The sequence below is a fragment of the Inquilinus sp. genome, from assembly GCF_039594555.1.
In the GTDB taxonomy this organism is placed as follows: domain Bacteria; phylum Pseudomonadota; class Alphaproteobacteria; order DSM-16000; family Inquilinaceae; genus Inquilinus.
Window position 1 is genome coordinate 1 of the sequence record NZ_JBCNNF010000149.1, and the last position, 15,410, is coordinate 15,410.

A 15,410-nucleotide genomic window follows, 5' to 3' on the forward strand; every position below is an offset into this window, starting at 1 on the left:
TCTTCTTGACGATGCCGATCAGGAGGATGACGCCGATCAGCGCGATGACGCTGAAGTCGAAGCCGAACAGCATCAGCATCACCAGCGCGCCGGCGCCGGCCGAAGGCAGGGTCGACAGGATCGTCAGCGGGTGGATGTAGCTTTCGTACAGTACGCCCAGGATGATGTAGATGACGATCAGCGCGGCCGCGACCAGGGTGGGCTCGCTGGCCAGCGAGGACTGGAAGGCCTGGGCGTTGCCCTGGAAGGCGCCGGTCAGCGACGGCGGCACGCCCAACTGCTGCTCGGCCTGCTGGATCACCGCCACCGCGTCGCCCAGGGCCACGCCGGGCGCCAGGTTGAAGCTGAGCGTGACCGCCGGGAACTGGCCCTGGTGGTTGATCGACAGGAAGGCCGTCGGCCGCGTGGTCCAATGCGCCAGGGCGCTGAGCGGCACCTGCTCCCCCGTCAGCGGCGACTTGATGTAGATCCGGTCGATCGCCGAGGGCTTGTCCTGCAGCTGGGGCAGCACCTCCATGACCACATGGTAGCTGTTGACCTGGGTGAAGTACTGCGCCACCTGGCGCTGGCCGTAGGCGTCGTACAGCGTGTCGTCGATCAGCTGCGGCTGGATGCCGTAGCGGGCGGCGGCGTCGCGGTCGATGTCGAGCGTCAGGGTGGTGCCGCCGGTCTGCTCGTCGGTGGCGACGTCGCGCAGCTGCGGCAGGGTCCTCAGCTTGTCATAGATCCTGGGCGCCCACTGGTTCAGCTCGTCGATATTCGCGTCCTGCAGCGTGTACTGGTACAGGGTGCGGGACGCCCGGCCGCCGATGTTGATGTCCTGGGCCGGCTGCAGGAACAGGGCCGCGCCCTCGACCTTGGCGAGTTGCGGCCGCAGCCGGTCGATGATCTGGCTGGCCGAGGCCTCGCGCTCGTCGCGCGGCTTCAGGGTGATGAACAGGCGGCCGTTGTTCAGCGTCTGGCCGCCGCTGGAACCGAGCGCCATGCCGACGGTGTCGACATCAGGGTCAGCGGCAACGATCTTGCCCAGCTCGACCTGCTTGCGGCTCATCTCGGCGAAGGAGATGTCCTGCGCCGCCTCCGACGTCCCCATGATCAGGCCGGTGTCCTGCTGCGGGAAGAAGCCTTTAGGGATGATGACGAAGAGGTAGCCGGTGACCGCGATGGTGCCAAGGAACACCAGCAGCGTGATCCGGCGGTGCTTCAGCGCGACGTCGAGCGAGCGGCGATAGCCCGCCAACATCAGATCGAAGCCCCGCTCCGACAGCCGGTACAGGCGCCCGTGCCTGCCGGTGTCGTGCTTCATGAATTTCGCGCACATCACCGGGGTCAGGGTCAGCGACACGATGGCCGAGACCAGGATGGTCATCGTCACGGTGACGGCGAATTCGCGGAACACCCGGCCGACGATGCCGCCCATCAGCAGCAGCGGGATGAAGACGGCCACCAGCGACAGGCTGATCGAGAAGATGGTGAAGCCGATCTCGCCCGCGCCCTTCAGCGCCGCCTGCACCGGCGACAGCCCTTCCTCGATATGGCGGTGGATGTTCTCCAGCATGACGATGGCGTCGTCGACGACGAAGCCGACCGCGATGCTGAGGCCCATCAGGGAGAGATTATCGAGGCTGTAGCCGAAGGCGTACATCAGCGCCAGGGTGCCGACCAGCGCCAGGGGCACGGTCACGCTGGGGATCGCCGTGGCCCAGAAGTTGCGCAGGAACACGAAGATCACCATCACCACCAGGCAGATGGTCAGCAGCAGCGTGAACTGCACATCGGCCACCGAGGCGCGGATGGTGGTGGTGCGGTCGCTGAGGATGTCGACCTTGACCGCCGGCGGGATCGCCGCCTGCAGCTGCGGCAGCAGCGACTTGACGTGATCGACCACCTCGATGACGTTGGCGCCGGGCTGCTTGAACACGATCAGCAGCACCGCGCGCTGGCCGCCGGACCAGGCGGCGAGCTTGGTGTTCTCCGGCCCCTCCACCGCCTGGCCGATATCGCGGATGCGCACCGGCGCGCCGTTCTTGTAGGCGATGATGACGTTGTTCCAGGGGTCGGCCTTCAACTCCTGGTCGTTGTCGTAGATGGTGAAGGTCCGCGTCGCGCCGTCGATGCTGCCCTTCGGACTGTCGGTCGTGGCGTTGGCGATGACGCCGCGCACATCCTCCAGCCCGATGCCCAGCGCCGCCAGCTTCTGCGGGTCGACCTGCACCCGCACCGCCGGCTTCTGCTGGCCGCCGATGCTGACCTGGGCCACGCCCTGCACCTGGCTGATGTTCTGGCTCAGCACATTCTCGGCATAGTCGTCGACCGTGGTCAGCGGCAGCGTGTCGGAATGCACCGCGAAGACCAGGATCGGAGAGTCGGCCGGGTTGACCTTGCGGTAGGTCGGCGGCGACGGCAGGTTCTTCGGCAGCTGGCCGCCGGCGGCGTTGATCGCGGTCTGCACGTCGCCCGCCGCCGCGTCGATGTTACGGTCGAGGTCGAATTGCAGGGTGATGGCGCTGTTGCCGAGCGTGCTGCTGGAGGTCATCTGCGACACGCCGGGGATCTCGGCGAATTGCCGCTCCAAGGGCGCCGTGACCGACGAGGCCATGGTGGTGGGATCGGCGCCGGGCAGCTGGGCCGAGACCTGGATAGTCGGGAAGTCGACCTGCGGCAGCGGCGCCACCGGCAGCAGCGGATAGGCGACCAGGCCGACCAGCAGCACCCCGGCCATGATCAGCGAGGTGGCGATCGGCTTGCGGATGAACGGGGCCGAGATGCTCATGATCAGGCGGCCGGCTGCTTGGCGGGGGTGGCGGCGGCCTCGCGGACCTGCACCCTTGTGCCGGGCTGCAGCCGGTACTGGCCGGCGGTGACGACGCTGGCGCCGGCGTCGAGGCCGGTCTCGACCACCGCGGCGCCATCGGTGATCTGGCCGATGCCGACGGGGCGCAGCTCGACCGTGGCGTCCGGCTTCACGGCGTAGACATACAGGCCGTCGGGCCCGCGCTGGATCGCGGTGGTCGGCACGGTGACCACGTTCTGCTCGGTGCGCAGCAGCAGCCGGACATCGACGAACTGGCCGGGCCACAGCTGGTCGGCCTTGTTCGGAAAGGTCGCCTTCAACCGGATCGTGCCGGTGGCCTGGTCGATCTGGTTGTCGACCAGCTGCAGCGTGCCCTGGTCCAGCGGCTTGTCGTCGCCGCGAGTGTCGGCGAACACCGTCATCGGTCCCTTGGCCATCTGCGCCGAGATCTCCGGCAGGTCCTCCTCCGGCAGGGTGAAGATCACCGTGATCGGGTGCAGTTGGGTGATCACCACCAGCCCGCCGGTGTCGGTGGCGTGGACGATGTTGCCCTGGTCGACCAGCCGGATGCCGGTGCGGCCGTTCAGCGGCGAGGTGATGGTGGTGTAGCTGAGCTGCGTCGCGGCGTTGTCGATCGCCGCCTGGTCGCCCTCGATCTGAGCCTGGATCTGCGCGATCAGCGCCTTCTGGGTGTCGACGCTCTGCGCCGTCGCATACTGCTTCAGGTTCTCGAAGCGCGTCAGGTCCAGCTGGGCGTTGGCCAACTGCGCCTCGTCCTTCGCCTTGGTCGCCTTGGCCTGGTCCAGCGCCGCCTGGAACGGCCGCGGGTCGATCTGCGCCAGCGTCTGGCCGGCGGTGACATGCTGGCCTTCCTGGAAGGCCACGGTCTGCAGCTGGCCGTCGACGCGGCTCTTCACCGTCACCGTGTTCAGCGCCTGCACGGTGCCGAGCCCGGTCAGATAGACCGGCACGTCGCCGCGCCGCGCCGCCGCCGCCTCAACCGGTACGGCCGGGGGCGGTGCCGCCTGGGGCGCGGCCGCGGCGGCGCTGCCGCGCAGCTCGCGCCCCACCAGCACGGCGGCGCACAGGGCGACGAGGGCGATCGGGGCACCGATCCGAAGCATCGTCCGGCGGGCGATCAGGGGCATCTGCAGCTCTCCAGCAGGACAATCGAGAGACCAATCGGGAGCGGCGCGGGCGCCGGCGGCCGTCCGGCCGTGGCGCCCGCGCGCGACGTCTCCTCCCGATCACTCGGCCGATCCGATGCGTGCCCCCGGGCGCCGGCCGCGAAAGGCCGGGACAAGTCTCCGGTCGCGGATCGATGCAGCGTCAGGTGGGGGGCCGCGACGTGGGCCGCCAATGCAACCTCTTCACGGCGCCATGCAGGGTGTGAATGAACGAAACGGGTCATAGCGCCTGCGCCACCCCCGCCACGACCTGTCGCAGCCAGCGATGGGCGGCCAGGCCGTCCACCCGCCGCTGCCAATGCATGGCGATCTCGACCCGCGGCGAGGCCAGGGGCAGCGGCCGCACCTCCAGCCCATGGTCCTGCGCCAGGCGCTCGGCCAGGTGCCGGCGCAGCACCGCCACCATCGGCGCCCCGGCCAGCACCGGCCCGGCCGACAGCAGCGGGACGCGCAGCACGATCCGGCGCTGCAGGCCGAGCCCGGCCAGGGTGCGGTCGAGGAAGCCCAGCTCCTCCGACAAGGACGAGACCCCGACATGCGGCAGCGCCGCGAAGCCGGCGGCGTCCAGCGCCCGGCCGGTGCCGGCGAGGCCGCGGCCCAGCAGGGCTACGAAATCATCGTGTAGCAGCCGCTGGCGGAGGAAGCGCTCGCCGTCAGGCTCGGCGGCGCCGATCGCCAAGTCGAGATCGCCGCGGTCCAGCCGGTCCGGCGCGTTCAGCATGCCGCCGGCCCGGATATCGAGCACCATGCCGGGGGCCAGCGTGGCGCAGCGTGCCACGATCGCGGGCGCCAGCACCACGGCGCTGTAGGTGTCGACCGCGATGCGGAAGCTGTGCGTCGCCGCGGCGGGGTCGAAGGCGGGGGCGTTCAGCGACAGCTGCAGGTCGCCCAGCGCGCGGCGGACCGGCGCCGCGATCTCCTCGGCCCGCGCCGTCGGCATCATGCCGTGCGGGCTTCGGATGAACAGTTCGTCCTTCAGCAGGTGGCGCAGGCGGGCGAGGGCGTGGCTCATCGCCGGCTGGCTCAGGCCGATCCGGGCGCCGGCGCGGGTCACGCTGCGCTCGTTCATCACCGCGTCGAACACGACCAGCAGGTTGAGGTCGAAGACACCCCAGTTCAGCTCCGGCATCGGCAGGGATCCCCACGGGACGCGGCGCCGGAACAGGCCCGGCGCCGCCCCCAGGAGATTTTGTCTGAAGTAAAGGAGTCAATGAGCGAAGCGGCAGCAAGGACAGCATGTCGCAGCATCGGCAAGAAATGAACCAGCGGCAATATTCGAGACCGTGTATTCTTTATTAACTTTCAGTAAGACCAGTTCCGCCCGCGATCGGTCGTGACTAGGTGTTGCAGTGCGGAATCGCCCGGCGCCACCGCCTGTCGGTGCAAAGGGGCCAGCCCCTCCCGCCGCCCGGTCCGCGACTCAGATACGCATCACGTCACGCAGCGATCCGCCGCGCCCCGAGGGCCGTCCGGATCCCGCCGAGAGGAACGATCATGTCTCTGCTCAGGCATACCCGCCCCGCTGGCGTCGCCGCCCTGCTCCTGCTGGGCCTTGCTGCCGCCGGGCCGGCCTTCGCCCGCACCGGACTGCCATCCGGACAATACCCGGTTCTGCTGCAGACGGCGCAGGCGGATCCGACCGGGTCCGACACCAACGCCACGCCGTCCTTCGACCATGGCGAGAACGGCGACAACCACGACCACCACGACAGGGGCGGCTTCGGCCATGACGGCGGCGACCACGGCCATGGCGGTGGCCATGGCGGGCACAGCCGCTAGACCGCGCCGCCCCGCATGACGGGACAGCCGGCCCGGCCGTCCCGTCATGCGGCAGCGCCGACCGCGTTCACCGGGCAGAGATAGACCGAGCTGGTGGCCGTGATCATCAGGATGTCGCGCCCGGCGCCGCCGAAGGTGAGGTTGGCGGCGCGCTCCGGAAGATTCACACGGCCGATCAATGTGCCGTCAGGGAGGTAGCAGCGGACGCCCTCATCCGCCGCCATCCACAGCCGGCCTTCGGTGTCGACGCGCAGCCCGTCGAAATGGCCATGGGCGTCGGCCAGCACCTCGCCGCCCGACAGCGTCCCGCCAGGCCCGACCCGGAAGCGGCGGACCTGGTTGGGAGCGTCCGGCCGCTCCGTGCTGCCGGTATCGACGATGTAGAGCAGGCTCTCATCCGGTGAGAAGGCCAGGCCGTTCGGCATCACGAAATCCGTCGTCACCTGCCGCACCGCCCCGGTCGTCGGGTCGAAGCGATAGACGTGGCAGCCCTCCACATCCGCCCCTTCCCCGCGCCCCTTCGACTTTCCATAGCTCGGGTCGGTGAACCAGATCGCGCCGTCCGACGCGACGATGACGTCGTTCGGGGAGTTGAAGCGGCGGCCGTCGATGCGGTCGACCAAGGGCGTCATCCTGCCGTCCCGCTCCAGCCGCGCGATCCGGTGCGGCGCCTGCTCGCAGGTCACCAGCCGGCCCTGGCGATCGACCGTGTTGCCGTTCGGACTGTTCGCCGGCTGCCGGAAGGTCGTCACCCTCCCGGTCGCCTGTTCCCAGGCCAGCATCCGGTCGCCCGGGATGTCGGACCAGACCAGCAGGCCGCGGGCGCCGAGCCAGGCCGGCCCTTCGGTCCAGCGGCTGCCGGTCCAGATCCGCTCCACCCGGGCATCCGGCACCGTGCAGGCGGCGAAGCGCGGATCGACGATGTCGAAGGCGGGTCCGTCGAGCGGGCCGAGCTCTACCAATTCGTCACCGACCCGTCGCGGCGCTTCAGATGCGGCGCCTCCCAGAACTTGAAGCTCTGCTTCTTGACTGCCTCCTCGTTCACCTCGACGCCGAGACCGGGCGCGTCGGTCACCGGATAGTGCGCCTTCTCGATCCGCGGCTGCACCGGGAACAGCTCAGCATCGTCGAAGCCGAGCTGCTCGGCGGTCGAGGTCCGCGTCTCGAGCCAGGAGAAGTTCGGCACCGCCGCGGCGAAATGCACCGTCGCCGCGGTGCAGATCGGCCCCAGCGGGTTGTGCGGCATCATGTCGACGTAATGCGCCTCGCTCCACCCCGCGACCTTTATCGCCTCGGTCAGGCCGCCGACATTGCAGACATCGATCCGGTTGAACTGGTGGATGTCGCGCTCGATGTACGGCAGGAACTGCCATTTCGAGGCGAATTCCTCGCCGATCGCGAAGGGCACGTCGACCATGCGCCGCAGCGCCTCATAGGCCTCCGGCGTCTCGTCGCGGATCGGCTCCTCCAGGAAATCGAGCGTGCCGGACGGCATCTTCTGGCAGAAGCTCGCCGCCTCTGCCACCGACAGGCGGTGATGCAGGTCGATGCCGAGCACGATTTCGCCGCCCAGCGCCTCGCGCGCCTTGACGCACCATTTCGCCGTGGTGGCGATGTGCTCGCGCGGCTCGTAGATCTCGCCGCCCCGGTGACCGGAGGGAGAGAGGCGCATCGCGGTCCAGCCGGCCGCGATCAGGGATTTCGCCTGCTCGATCATCTCCTCGCCCGGCGGGGCGGAGGTGGTGGCGAAGGTCGGGATCCGGTCGCGCTGCTTACCGCCCAGCAGCTGGTAGACCGGCACGCCCAGCGCCTTGCCCAGGATGTCGTACAGCGCGATGTCGATCGCCGAGATCGCCGCCTGCAGCACGCGGCCGCCCTCGAAATACTGGCTGCGATACATCTCCTGCCACAGCGCGCCGATCCGGAACGGATCGCGGCCGATCAGGAACTCGCGGTAGTGCTCGATGGCGCCGACCACCGCCTTCTCCCGGCCGGAGAGGCCGCTTTCGCCCCATCCGAACAGGTCCTCATCGGTCTCGACCTTGACGATCAGCTGGTTGCGCGTGCCGACCCAGACCGGATAGGCGCGGATGGCTGAGATCTTCATGGCGGTCACCAGCTCCACAGCGTGCCGTCCTCCAGCCGGTTCACCGGCAGGTAGGCGCGCTGATAGGGGTGCTTGGCGGCCAGGATCTCGTCGATGTCGACGCCGTGGCCCGGTGCCTCGCCCGGATGGATGTAGCCGCCCTCCTGCTGCCAGGAATGCGGGAACACCTCGTGCATCAGGGGCGTGTAGCCGGAGAATTCCTGGATGCCGAAATTCGGCACCCACAGGTCGACATGGGCGTTGGCACCCATCGCCACCGGCGACACGTCCATCGGCCCGTGGCAGGCGGTGCGGATGTGGTAGACCGAGGCGAAGTCGAAGATCCGCCGCAGCCCGGTGACGCCGCCGGCATGGACCGAGGTGACGCGGATGTAGTCGATCAGCTGCTCCTCCATCAGCAGCCGCGCATCCCAGATGGTGTTGAAGATCTCGCCCAGCGCGATCGGCGTCGTGGTGTGCTGGCGGATCAGGCGATAGCCCTCCTGCAGCTCCGCCGGCACCGGGTCCTCCAGCCAGAACAGCCGGAACGGCTCCAGGTCCTTGCCCAGCCGCGCCGCCTCGATCGGGGTCAGGCGGTGATGGGTGTCGTGCAGCAGGTGCAGGTCGTCACCATAGGTATCCCGCAGCCGGGCGAACAGCTTGGGGATGTGGTTCATGTATTTCGCGGTCGACCACACCTCCTCATGCGGCAGCGCCTCGACCATGCCGCCCTGTCCCTGCTTCGCGCCCTTGCCGGTGCCGTAGATCGCGGGCAGGCCGGGGATGCCGACCTGGCAGCGGATGGCGACATGGCCCTCGTCGCGCTTGCGGCCGACGGCGTCGACCGCCTCCTCGATGCTCATGCCCTGGGCATGCGAATAGATCATCGCCTTCTGCCGCGAGGCGCCACCCAGCAGCTGGTACAGCGGCATGTTGGCCGCCTTGGCCTTGATGTCCCACAGCGCCATGTCGACGGCCGAGATCGCCGCCATGGTGATCGGCCCGCGCCGCCAGTAGGCGCCCTTGTACAGATACTGCCAGATGTCCTCGATCTGCGCCGGGTCGCGGCCGATCAGCAGCGGCGCGACATGGTCCTGCAGGTAGCTGACCACCGCGAGCTCGCGCCCGTTCACCGTGCCGTCGCCGATGCCGTACAGGCCTTCGTCGGTGACGATCTTGAGGGTGACGAAGTTCCGCCCCGGCGAGCAGACGATGACCTTGACGTCCTGGATCTTCATGGCAGCACCTCAATCGGCGTCGTGGCGCCAGCCGAGCATCCGTTCGGCCTTGGCGGAGGAGAAGAAGGCGCGGTTGCCGCTGAGGTCGCCGCGCACCGGCACGTCCGGGAAGAAGCGGGCGGCGAGGTCCAGGCTCGGCATGTCCATCACCGTGTCCGGCGCGACGATGTAGAAGGCCTCATGGCCCTTGAACGGCGCGTCGAGCGCCTGCAGGCAGGCCCGCGCCGCCGCGTCGTAGAGGGTGTAGGCCCAGAGATGCTTCGACGCCTCCCTGGTGACGAAGCCGTAGACGGCCGCGGCCTGGGCCCGCTCCTCGACCACCAGGTGGAAGCGTATGCTGGCGATCCTGAGGTCGCTGTAACGGCGGGCGAAGGTGTCGGCCTGCTGCTCGCAGATCCATTTCGACAGGCCGTACGGCTCCTCCGTGTAGTTCGGATGCGCCTCGTCCAGCGGCAGGTAGTCGAAATGCGCCTCGCGGCTGAAGGACAGGCCGATCGCGTTGACGCTGGAGGCCTGGACGATCCGGGTGATGCCGACCTCGATCGCCGCCCGCATCGCGTTGTAGCTGCCGGTGACGTTGTTGTTGTGGACGATGTGGTCGGGATGGTTGCCGGGCGACGGGATCGCCGCCATGTGGATCAGCGCGTCGCAGCCCTGGAAGGCAGCGACCAGCGCGTCGTAGTCACCGATATCGGCGGTGACGAAGCGGAGATCTTCCTGCGTCTTCGTCCCCTCGGGCGGCGCGGCGCGGTCGATGCTGACGACGCGGTGGCCAGCCCGCAGCGCCGCCGCCGCGATGGCGCGGCCGATGCGGCCGCTGCCGCCGGTCAGCGCAATAGTGCTCTTTGCGATGTCCATCGTCTCCCCTCCGCTCACGCGCCGTAGACGGACTGGTGCAGCCCGCGGATGTAGCCGATGGCATAGAGCCGCCCGAAGGCGGAGTAGCCGGCATGCTCGTTGCTGTCGCCCTCCACCGTCGGCACGTGGTCGGGGCGCAGCACGCCGTCGAAGCCGATGTCGCGATAGGCGCGCATGCAGGCCAGCATGTCGGTCTTGCCGGCGTCGTGCCAGGTCTCGCGGAACGCCTCCGGCGTGCCCTCCACATCGCGGAAATGGACGAAGGAGATAGCCTTGCCGAAGCCGCGGATGGCGCCGGGCAGGTCGTCGGTCATCAGGGTGAAGTTGCCCTGGCACAGCGTGATCGTGTTCATCGGGCTGGGCACGCTGTCGATCAGGCGGCGGTAATTGTCGATGCTGCGCATGATCCGGCCGACGCCGCGGATCGGCGACAGCGGCGGGTCGTCGGGGTGCATCGAGATCTTCACCCCGGCCTGCTCGGCGACCGGCAGCACCTTCTTCAGGAAATAGTCGAGATTGACCCAGAGCTCATCCTCGCCGATCGGCGGGTTGCTGGTCAGGTCCTCCGGCACGTCGGCAAGGGCGAAGCTGGTGACCACCGACCCGCCGCGCGACGGCGTGGCCAGATTGGTGCGCACCCAGTTGAAGTCGGTCATCCACTCATAGCACCAGACCGGGATACCGAGCCGGCCCATATTCTGGAGCAGGGTGCAGACTGTCGCGATCTCCTCGTCGCGCCCCGGCAGGCCGCGCTTGGTCTTGTTGAGGGGCGGCCGCGCCTCGATCACCTTGAGCGTGAAGCCGGCCTCCTCGTAGCGCTGCTTCAGGCGCTGGAGCGGCCCCAGGTCCCAGGGCGCCTCGCCCTGCAGCAGGTCGTCGGGCGGCAGGCCGCCGACGGCGAGGTCCACCCCGGCCTGCTTCGCCAGCCGCCAGACGGGCGACGGCGTGGGGCTGATGAATTCGGCGATTTCGAGCATGGTCGTGCGGGGTCCGTGTGGTCCGGTGGGCCTATGAAAAAGCCGTCATTGCGAGCGCAGCGAAGCAATCCAGGGGCCGGTGCGCACCGGCCCCTGGATTGCTTCGTCGGCTTCGCCTCCTCGCAATGACGGTTTCTTCGTGGGAGAGAAGAGTCTGTTCATCGGTGATGCTCATCGACATTCAGGCGGGCAGCAGCTCCGACAGCTGCTCCTGGGCCACCTGCGGCTGCCGGTCGTAGAGGAAGCAGGAGGCGGTCTGGCGGTCGCCGATGCGGAACAGCGGCGGCTCGACTCCGCAGACCTCCATCGCCTTGGGGCAGCGAGGCCGGAAGCGGCAGCCGGCGGTGCCGATGGCGGCGTCGCGCGCCTGGATCGGCTGGGCGCCCCAGCGCTGGTCGAGATTGGGCCAGGGGATCGAATCCACCAGCAATTGCGTGTAGGGGTGCTGCGGATCCTTGATCACCTGGTCGACATCCCCCGCCTCCATCACCGCGCCGCGGTACAGCACGATGATCGACTTGGCGATGTGATAGGCGGTGGTCAGGTCGTGGGTGACATAGATGATCGACACGCCGTGGTCGCGCTGCAGGTTGCGCAGCGTCTCCAGGATCGTGGCGCGCAGCGACGCGTCGACCATCGACACCGGCTCGTCCGCGATCAGCAGCCGCGGCTTCAGCAGCAGGGCGCGGGCGACGTTGATGCGCTGGCGCTGGCCGCCGGACAGCTGATGCGGGAAGCGGCCCAGGATGTCCTCCGGCCGCAGCCCGACGGCGGTCAGCGCGTCCTCCATCTTGCTGCGGGCATCGGCCTTCGACCGCGCCAGCCCGAACTTGCGGATCGGCACGGTCAGCAGGTGGTCGACCGTATAGAACGGGTTGAACACGGCGAAGGGGTCCTGGAACACCGCCTGCACCTCGCGGCGATAGGCCATCTTCTCTTGGCCGCGCAGGGTCGAGACGTCGCGGCCGCGATAGATGATCCGGCCCGTCGTCGGCGCGATGAAGCCGAGCAGCAGCATGGCCAGCGTGGTCTTGCCGCTGCCGCTCTCCCCCGCCACGGTCAGGATGGTCGGCTCGTCCTCCTTCAGCGTCAGCGTGATGTCGCGCAGCGCCGTGGTGACATGGGCGTGGACCAGGCCGCGCGTGTAGGTCTTCGAGACGTTCTCGAGCCGCAGCAGATCGGCCATCTCAGGCCTCCCCGTCATAGAGGTGGCAGGTCACGCCGCGGCCGCCGGGCAGGATCCGCTCCTCCGGCCGCAGCGTGCCGCAGATCTCCATTGCCCTGGCGCAGCGCGGGTGGAAGGCGCAGCCGCCGGGCAGCCGCAGCAGCGACGGCGCCAGGCCGGGGATGCCGCGGAACACACCCTTGTTGTCCAGGCTGGGCAGGCTGTCGATCAGCGCCTGGGAATAGGGGTGCTTCGGGTCGGTGAACATCTCGCGGACGGTGCTGACCTCGACCAGCCGGCCGGCATACATCACCGCGACCTTGTCGACGAACTGCGCCATCAGCCCCATGTCATGGCCGATCAGGATGACCGCGGCGTTGATCGCCTTCTGAACGTTGTCGATCGTCTCCATCACCTGGCGCTGGGTAACGACGTCGAGCGCGCTGGTCGGCTCGTCGGCGATGATGACATGGGGGTCGAGCAGGATGCCGATGGCGATGCAGACGCGCTGCTTCATGCCGCCCGACAGCTCATGCGCATACATGCGGAAGACGCCGGGATCGAGGTCGACCGATTGCAGCGCCCGCCGGCAGCGCGCCTCGATCGCCGCGCGCGATTCGCCCGGCAGGTGCGACTTCCCCGCGTCGACCATCTGGGCGCCGATCCGGGTCACCGGGTTCAGCGAGTTCATCGCGCCCTGCGGGATGTAGGCGATGCGCGACAGCCGGGCCTGGCGCATCCCCTCGGCGTCGAGCGCCATCAGGTCGGCGCCGCCGACCATCACCACCCCGCCCTCGATCCGGCCGGGTGGCTTGATCATCCGCATCATCGCCAGGGCCAGCGTGCTCTTGCCCGAGCCGGATTCGCCGACCATGCCCAGCTTCTCGCCGGCGTTCAGGGTGAAGCTGACATCGTCCAGCGCCCGGGCGCGGCCGGAATCGGTGTAGTAGGTCACCGCGAGATTGCGGACATCGAGGACGGGCGCGGCCTTGGCCGTCGTCGTCGGCTGGGTCATGGCCTTCCTCCGGTCCCGGGGCGGCGCGAGCGTCACATCCATCGCCGTCACTCCGTCCTCCGCACGCGAGGATTGGCCAGCTCGTCCAGGCCCATATTGATCAGCGCCAGCGAGCCGAGGATCAGGATCATCGCCACCGAGGGGATGATCGGCCACCACCACCAGCCGTTGAAGAAGGCGCCCTGCGACTGCGCCGCCCAGATGATGTTGCCGAGCAGCGGCTCCCGCAGCGGCCCGAGGCCGAGCACCGCGAGGTAGAAGGAGGCGAAGACGGCCGAGAACACCTGCGCCACGAAGGCCGCCGCGATGAAGGGCAGCAGGCAGGGCAGGATCTCCTTGAAGATGATGCCCAGGTCGCTGACGCCGGACAGCTTGGCGACGGCGACGAACTGCCGTTCCTTCATCGTCAGCACCTGGGCGCGGATCACCAGCGTCGGCCCCATCCAGGCCAGCAGCACCACGATCAGCGCCATGGTCAGGATGGTGACGTCGCGCTTGTCGAGCGACCCGGCGATGACGACCTGGATCAGCAGCACCGGGATCGGCGTCAGGATCTGGCAGACCGTGCGGATCACGGCATCGGTCCAGCCCCGGAAATAGGCCGAGATGAAGCCGAGCACGACGCCGATCAGCGTGCCCAGGCCGCCGGCGATGAAGCCGATCAGCGCGGTCTGCCACATGCCCACGACCATGGCGGCGTAAAGGTCGCGGCCGAAGAAATCGGTGCCGAAGGGATACTTCAGGCTCGGCGGCTTCTTCACCGCCACCGACAGCGGATAGGCATTTTTCGGGTTGATCGTCGTCAGCCCGATGACGGTGAAGGCCACGAGGCCCAGCAGGATCAGCACGCCCAGCGCCAGCCCCTTGTTGCGGCGCAGGTAGCGCAGCACCAGGACGAGGCGGCCGGGGCGCTGGAAGACGGGTTCGGCGGCGGGCGAGGGCGCGGCGATGGTCATGTCTCGCTCCTCACGAATTGCGGACGCGGGGGTCGAGCAGCGGGTACAGGAACTCGACCACCGTCATCAGCACCGCCACGGCGATGGTGATGAACACCACGATGCCGTAGATGGTCGGGAAGTCGTTGGCGCGGATGGCGAGGTTCAGCGCGCTGCCGATGCCCGGCAGGCCGAACAGCCCCTCAACGATGATCGCCGAGGTGACGATGGCGGCGGGCGCCAGGGCCAGCGCGGTGATCTGCGGCAGCATCGCGTTGCGCAGGTAGTAGTCACGGAAGATCCGGCCGCCGGTCAGGCCCTTGTGCTCGGCGAAGTTGACATAGTCCTCGCCCTGGATGGTGACGCCCATGCCGCGCATCGACAGCACCCAGCCGCCGACCGACCCGAGAATCAGGGACAGTGCCGGCAGCACCTGGTGCTGCAGCATGTCGAGGGCGAAGCCGAAGGAGAGGTTCGGTACGACCCCGGCCGAATAGGCGCCGCCCAGCGGCAGCCATCCCAGCCGGAAGCCGATGAAGAACAGCAGCAGAATGGCCATGATCACCGGCGGCACCCCGGTCAGCAGGATGAAGGGTGCGGCGAAGGCCCGCAGCCAGCGCGGCGCCCGCGGCCAGGCGGCGACGGCGCCGAGCAGGTTGCCGATGATGAAGCTGAGGATGGTGGTGACCAGCAGCAGGCCGATGGTCCAGGGCAGCGACTGGGCGATCACCTCGGACACGGTCGAGGGATAGCGGTAGAGCGAATAGCCGAAATCCATCCGCAGGATGTTGCCGAGATAGTGCCAGTATTGCTGGGACAGCGGCTGGTCGAGGCCGAATTGCTGCTGCATCGAGGCGAGGATCTTCTCCAGATCCTGGGGCGAGAAGCCGCCGGTGCGGGCCAGCTCGCCGAAGCGCTCGCGCAGCGCGTTGCGGCTGGACAGCCGCGGGACCAGGAAGACGATGGTCGACGCCGCCCAGACCACCAGGACGAGGAAGAGCAGACGGCGGATGACGAGCTTGGGGGTCATGTCGCGCACCACCAAGAACGACCCGTCATCCCGTGCGCAGCGCAGCATGCAATGATGCGCTGCAGACACGGGATCTCTTGGAAACCGCGCAGAGATCCCGTGTCTGCGCAGCGGCACTTCGCGCCGCGGCGCGCACGGGATGACGAGGCAATGGCTTCGACCACTGGCATCACGGGTACGATCCTGGTGCTGTTGCCGTTCGGAAAGGGTGCGCGCCCGCAGGCGCGCACCTGTCGCAGTCGGACAAATCTCGGCGCTACTTCGCGCCCGACGGCTGCAGCGACGTGATCACCAGCAGGCCGGTATGGGCCCAGAAGGCGCCGTTGGTGCCGCCGGCGACGTTGGT

At 68.6% G+C, this 15,410-nt stretch carries 13 protein-coding genes; 1 reads left to right on the forward strand and 12 read right to left on the reverse strand.

Features of this window, described 5'->3' with window-relative positions; translation table 11 throughout:
- The 3 genes from ABDW35_RS17215 to ABDW35_RS17225 form a co-directional block, all read right to left on the reverse strand.
- A partial coding sequence (locus ABDW35_RS17215; protein WP_343715113.1) for an efflux RND transporter permease subunit occupies positions 1–2,773 on the reverse strand: 2,773 nt, incomplete at its 3' end.
- 2 nt (positions 2,774–2,775) lie between these two features.
- Positions 2,776–3,942: an efflux RND transporter periplasmic adaptor subunit gene (locus tag ABDW35_RS17220; RefSeq protein ID WP_343715114.1), complete on the reverse strand. Its 1,167-nt coding sequence runs from the start codon at positions 3,940–3,942 to the stop codon at positions 2,776–2,778.
- Between the two features lie 259 nt (positions 3,943–4,201).
- Positions 4,202–5,110 carry a LysR family transcriptional regulator gene (locus ABDW35_RS17225; RefSeq protein WP_343715115.1) on the reverse strand — a complete coding sequence of 303 codons (909 nt, stop codon included), beginning with the start codon at positions 5,108–5,110 and terminating at the stop codon, positions 4,202–4,204.
- Positions 5,111–5,475: 365 nt separating this feature from the next.
- Here ABDW35_RS17225 and ABDW35_RS17230 point away from each other — a divergent pair, with 365 nt between their 5' ends.
- Complete coding sequence (locus ABDW35_RS17230) at positions 5,476–5,760, forward strand: hypothetical protein (RefSeq protein WP_343715116.1); 285 nt, start codon at positions 5,476–5,478, stop codon at positions 5,758–5,760.
- Between the two features lie 44 nt (positions 5,761–5,804).
- Here the strand turns inward: ABDW35_RS17230 and ABDW35_RS17235 are convergent, their stop codons facing one another.
- The 9 genes from ABDW35_RS17235 to ABDW35_RS17275 form a co-directional block, all read right to left on the reverse strand.
- Positions 5,805–6,722, reverse strand: coding sequence for an SMP-30/gluconolactonase/LRE family protein (locus tag ABDW35_RS17235; RefSeq protein ID WP_343715117.1), 918 nt, complete (start codon positions 6,720–6,722; stop codon positions 5,805–5,807).
- Positions 6,716–7,867, reverse strand: coding sequence for a mandelate racemase/muconate lactonizing enzyme family protein (locus ABDW35_RS17240; protein ID WP_343715118.1), 1,152 nt, complete (start codon positions 7,865–7,867; stop codon positions 6,716–6,718). Before ABDW35_RS17240 ends, ABDW35_RS17235 begins: the two co-directional genes overlap by 7 nt.
- 5 nt (positions 7,868–7,872) lie before the next feature.
- The gene (gene manD / locus ABDW35_RS17245; RefSeq protein WP_343715119.1) at positions 7,873–9,084 is read right to left on the reverse strand and encodes a D-mannonate dehydratase ManD; all 1,212 of its coding nucleotides are present in this window, start codon (positions 9,082–9,084) and stop codon (positions 7,873–7,875) included.
- Positions 9,085–9,093: 9 nt separating this feature from the next.
- The gene (locus ABDW35_RS17250; protein WP_343715120.1) at positions 9,094–9,942 is read right to left on the reverse strand and encodes an NAD-dependent epimerase/dehydratase family protein; all 849 of its coding nucleotides are present in this window, start codon (positions 9,940–9,942) and stop codon (positions 9,094–9,096) included.
- A gap of 14 nt (positions 9,943–9,956) precedes the next feature.
- Positions 9,957–10,919, reverse strand: coding sequence for a mannonate dehydratase (locus tag ABDW35_RS17255; RefSeq protein WP_343715121.1), 963 nt, complete (start codon positions 10,917–10,919; stop codon positions 9,957–9,959).
- Between the two features lie 181 nt (positions 10,920–11,100).
- A complete protein-coding gene (locus tag ABDW35_RS17260; RefSeq protein WP_343715122.1) occupies positions 11,101–12,105 on the reverse strand; it encodes an ABC transporter ATP-binding protein in 1,005 nt (334 codons plus the stop codon).
- 1 nt (position 12,106) lies between these two features.
- Positions 12,107–13,099 (reverse strand): ABC transporter ATP-binding protein, encoded by a 993-nt coding sequence (locus ABDW35_RS17265; RefSeq protein WP_343715123.1) that lies wholly within the window; start codon positions 13,097–13,099, stop codon positions 12,107–12,109.
- 47 nt (positions 13,100–13,146) lie between these two features.
- Complete coding sequence (locus tag ABDW35_RS17270; RefSeq protein ID WP_343715124.1) at positions 13,147–14,055, reverse strand: ABC transporter permease; 909 nt, start codon at positions 14,053–14,055, stop codon at positions 13,147–13,149.
- Between the two features lie 10 nt (positions 14,056–14,065).
- Positions 14,066–15,064: an ABC transporter permease gene (locus ABDW35_RS17275; RefSeq protein WP_343715125.1), complete on the reverse strand. Its 999-nt coding sequence runs from the start codon at positions 15,062–15,064 to the stop codon at positions 14,066–14,068.
- Between the last annotated feature and the right edge of the window lie 346 nt (positions 15,065–15,410).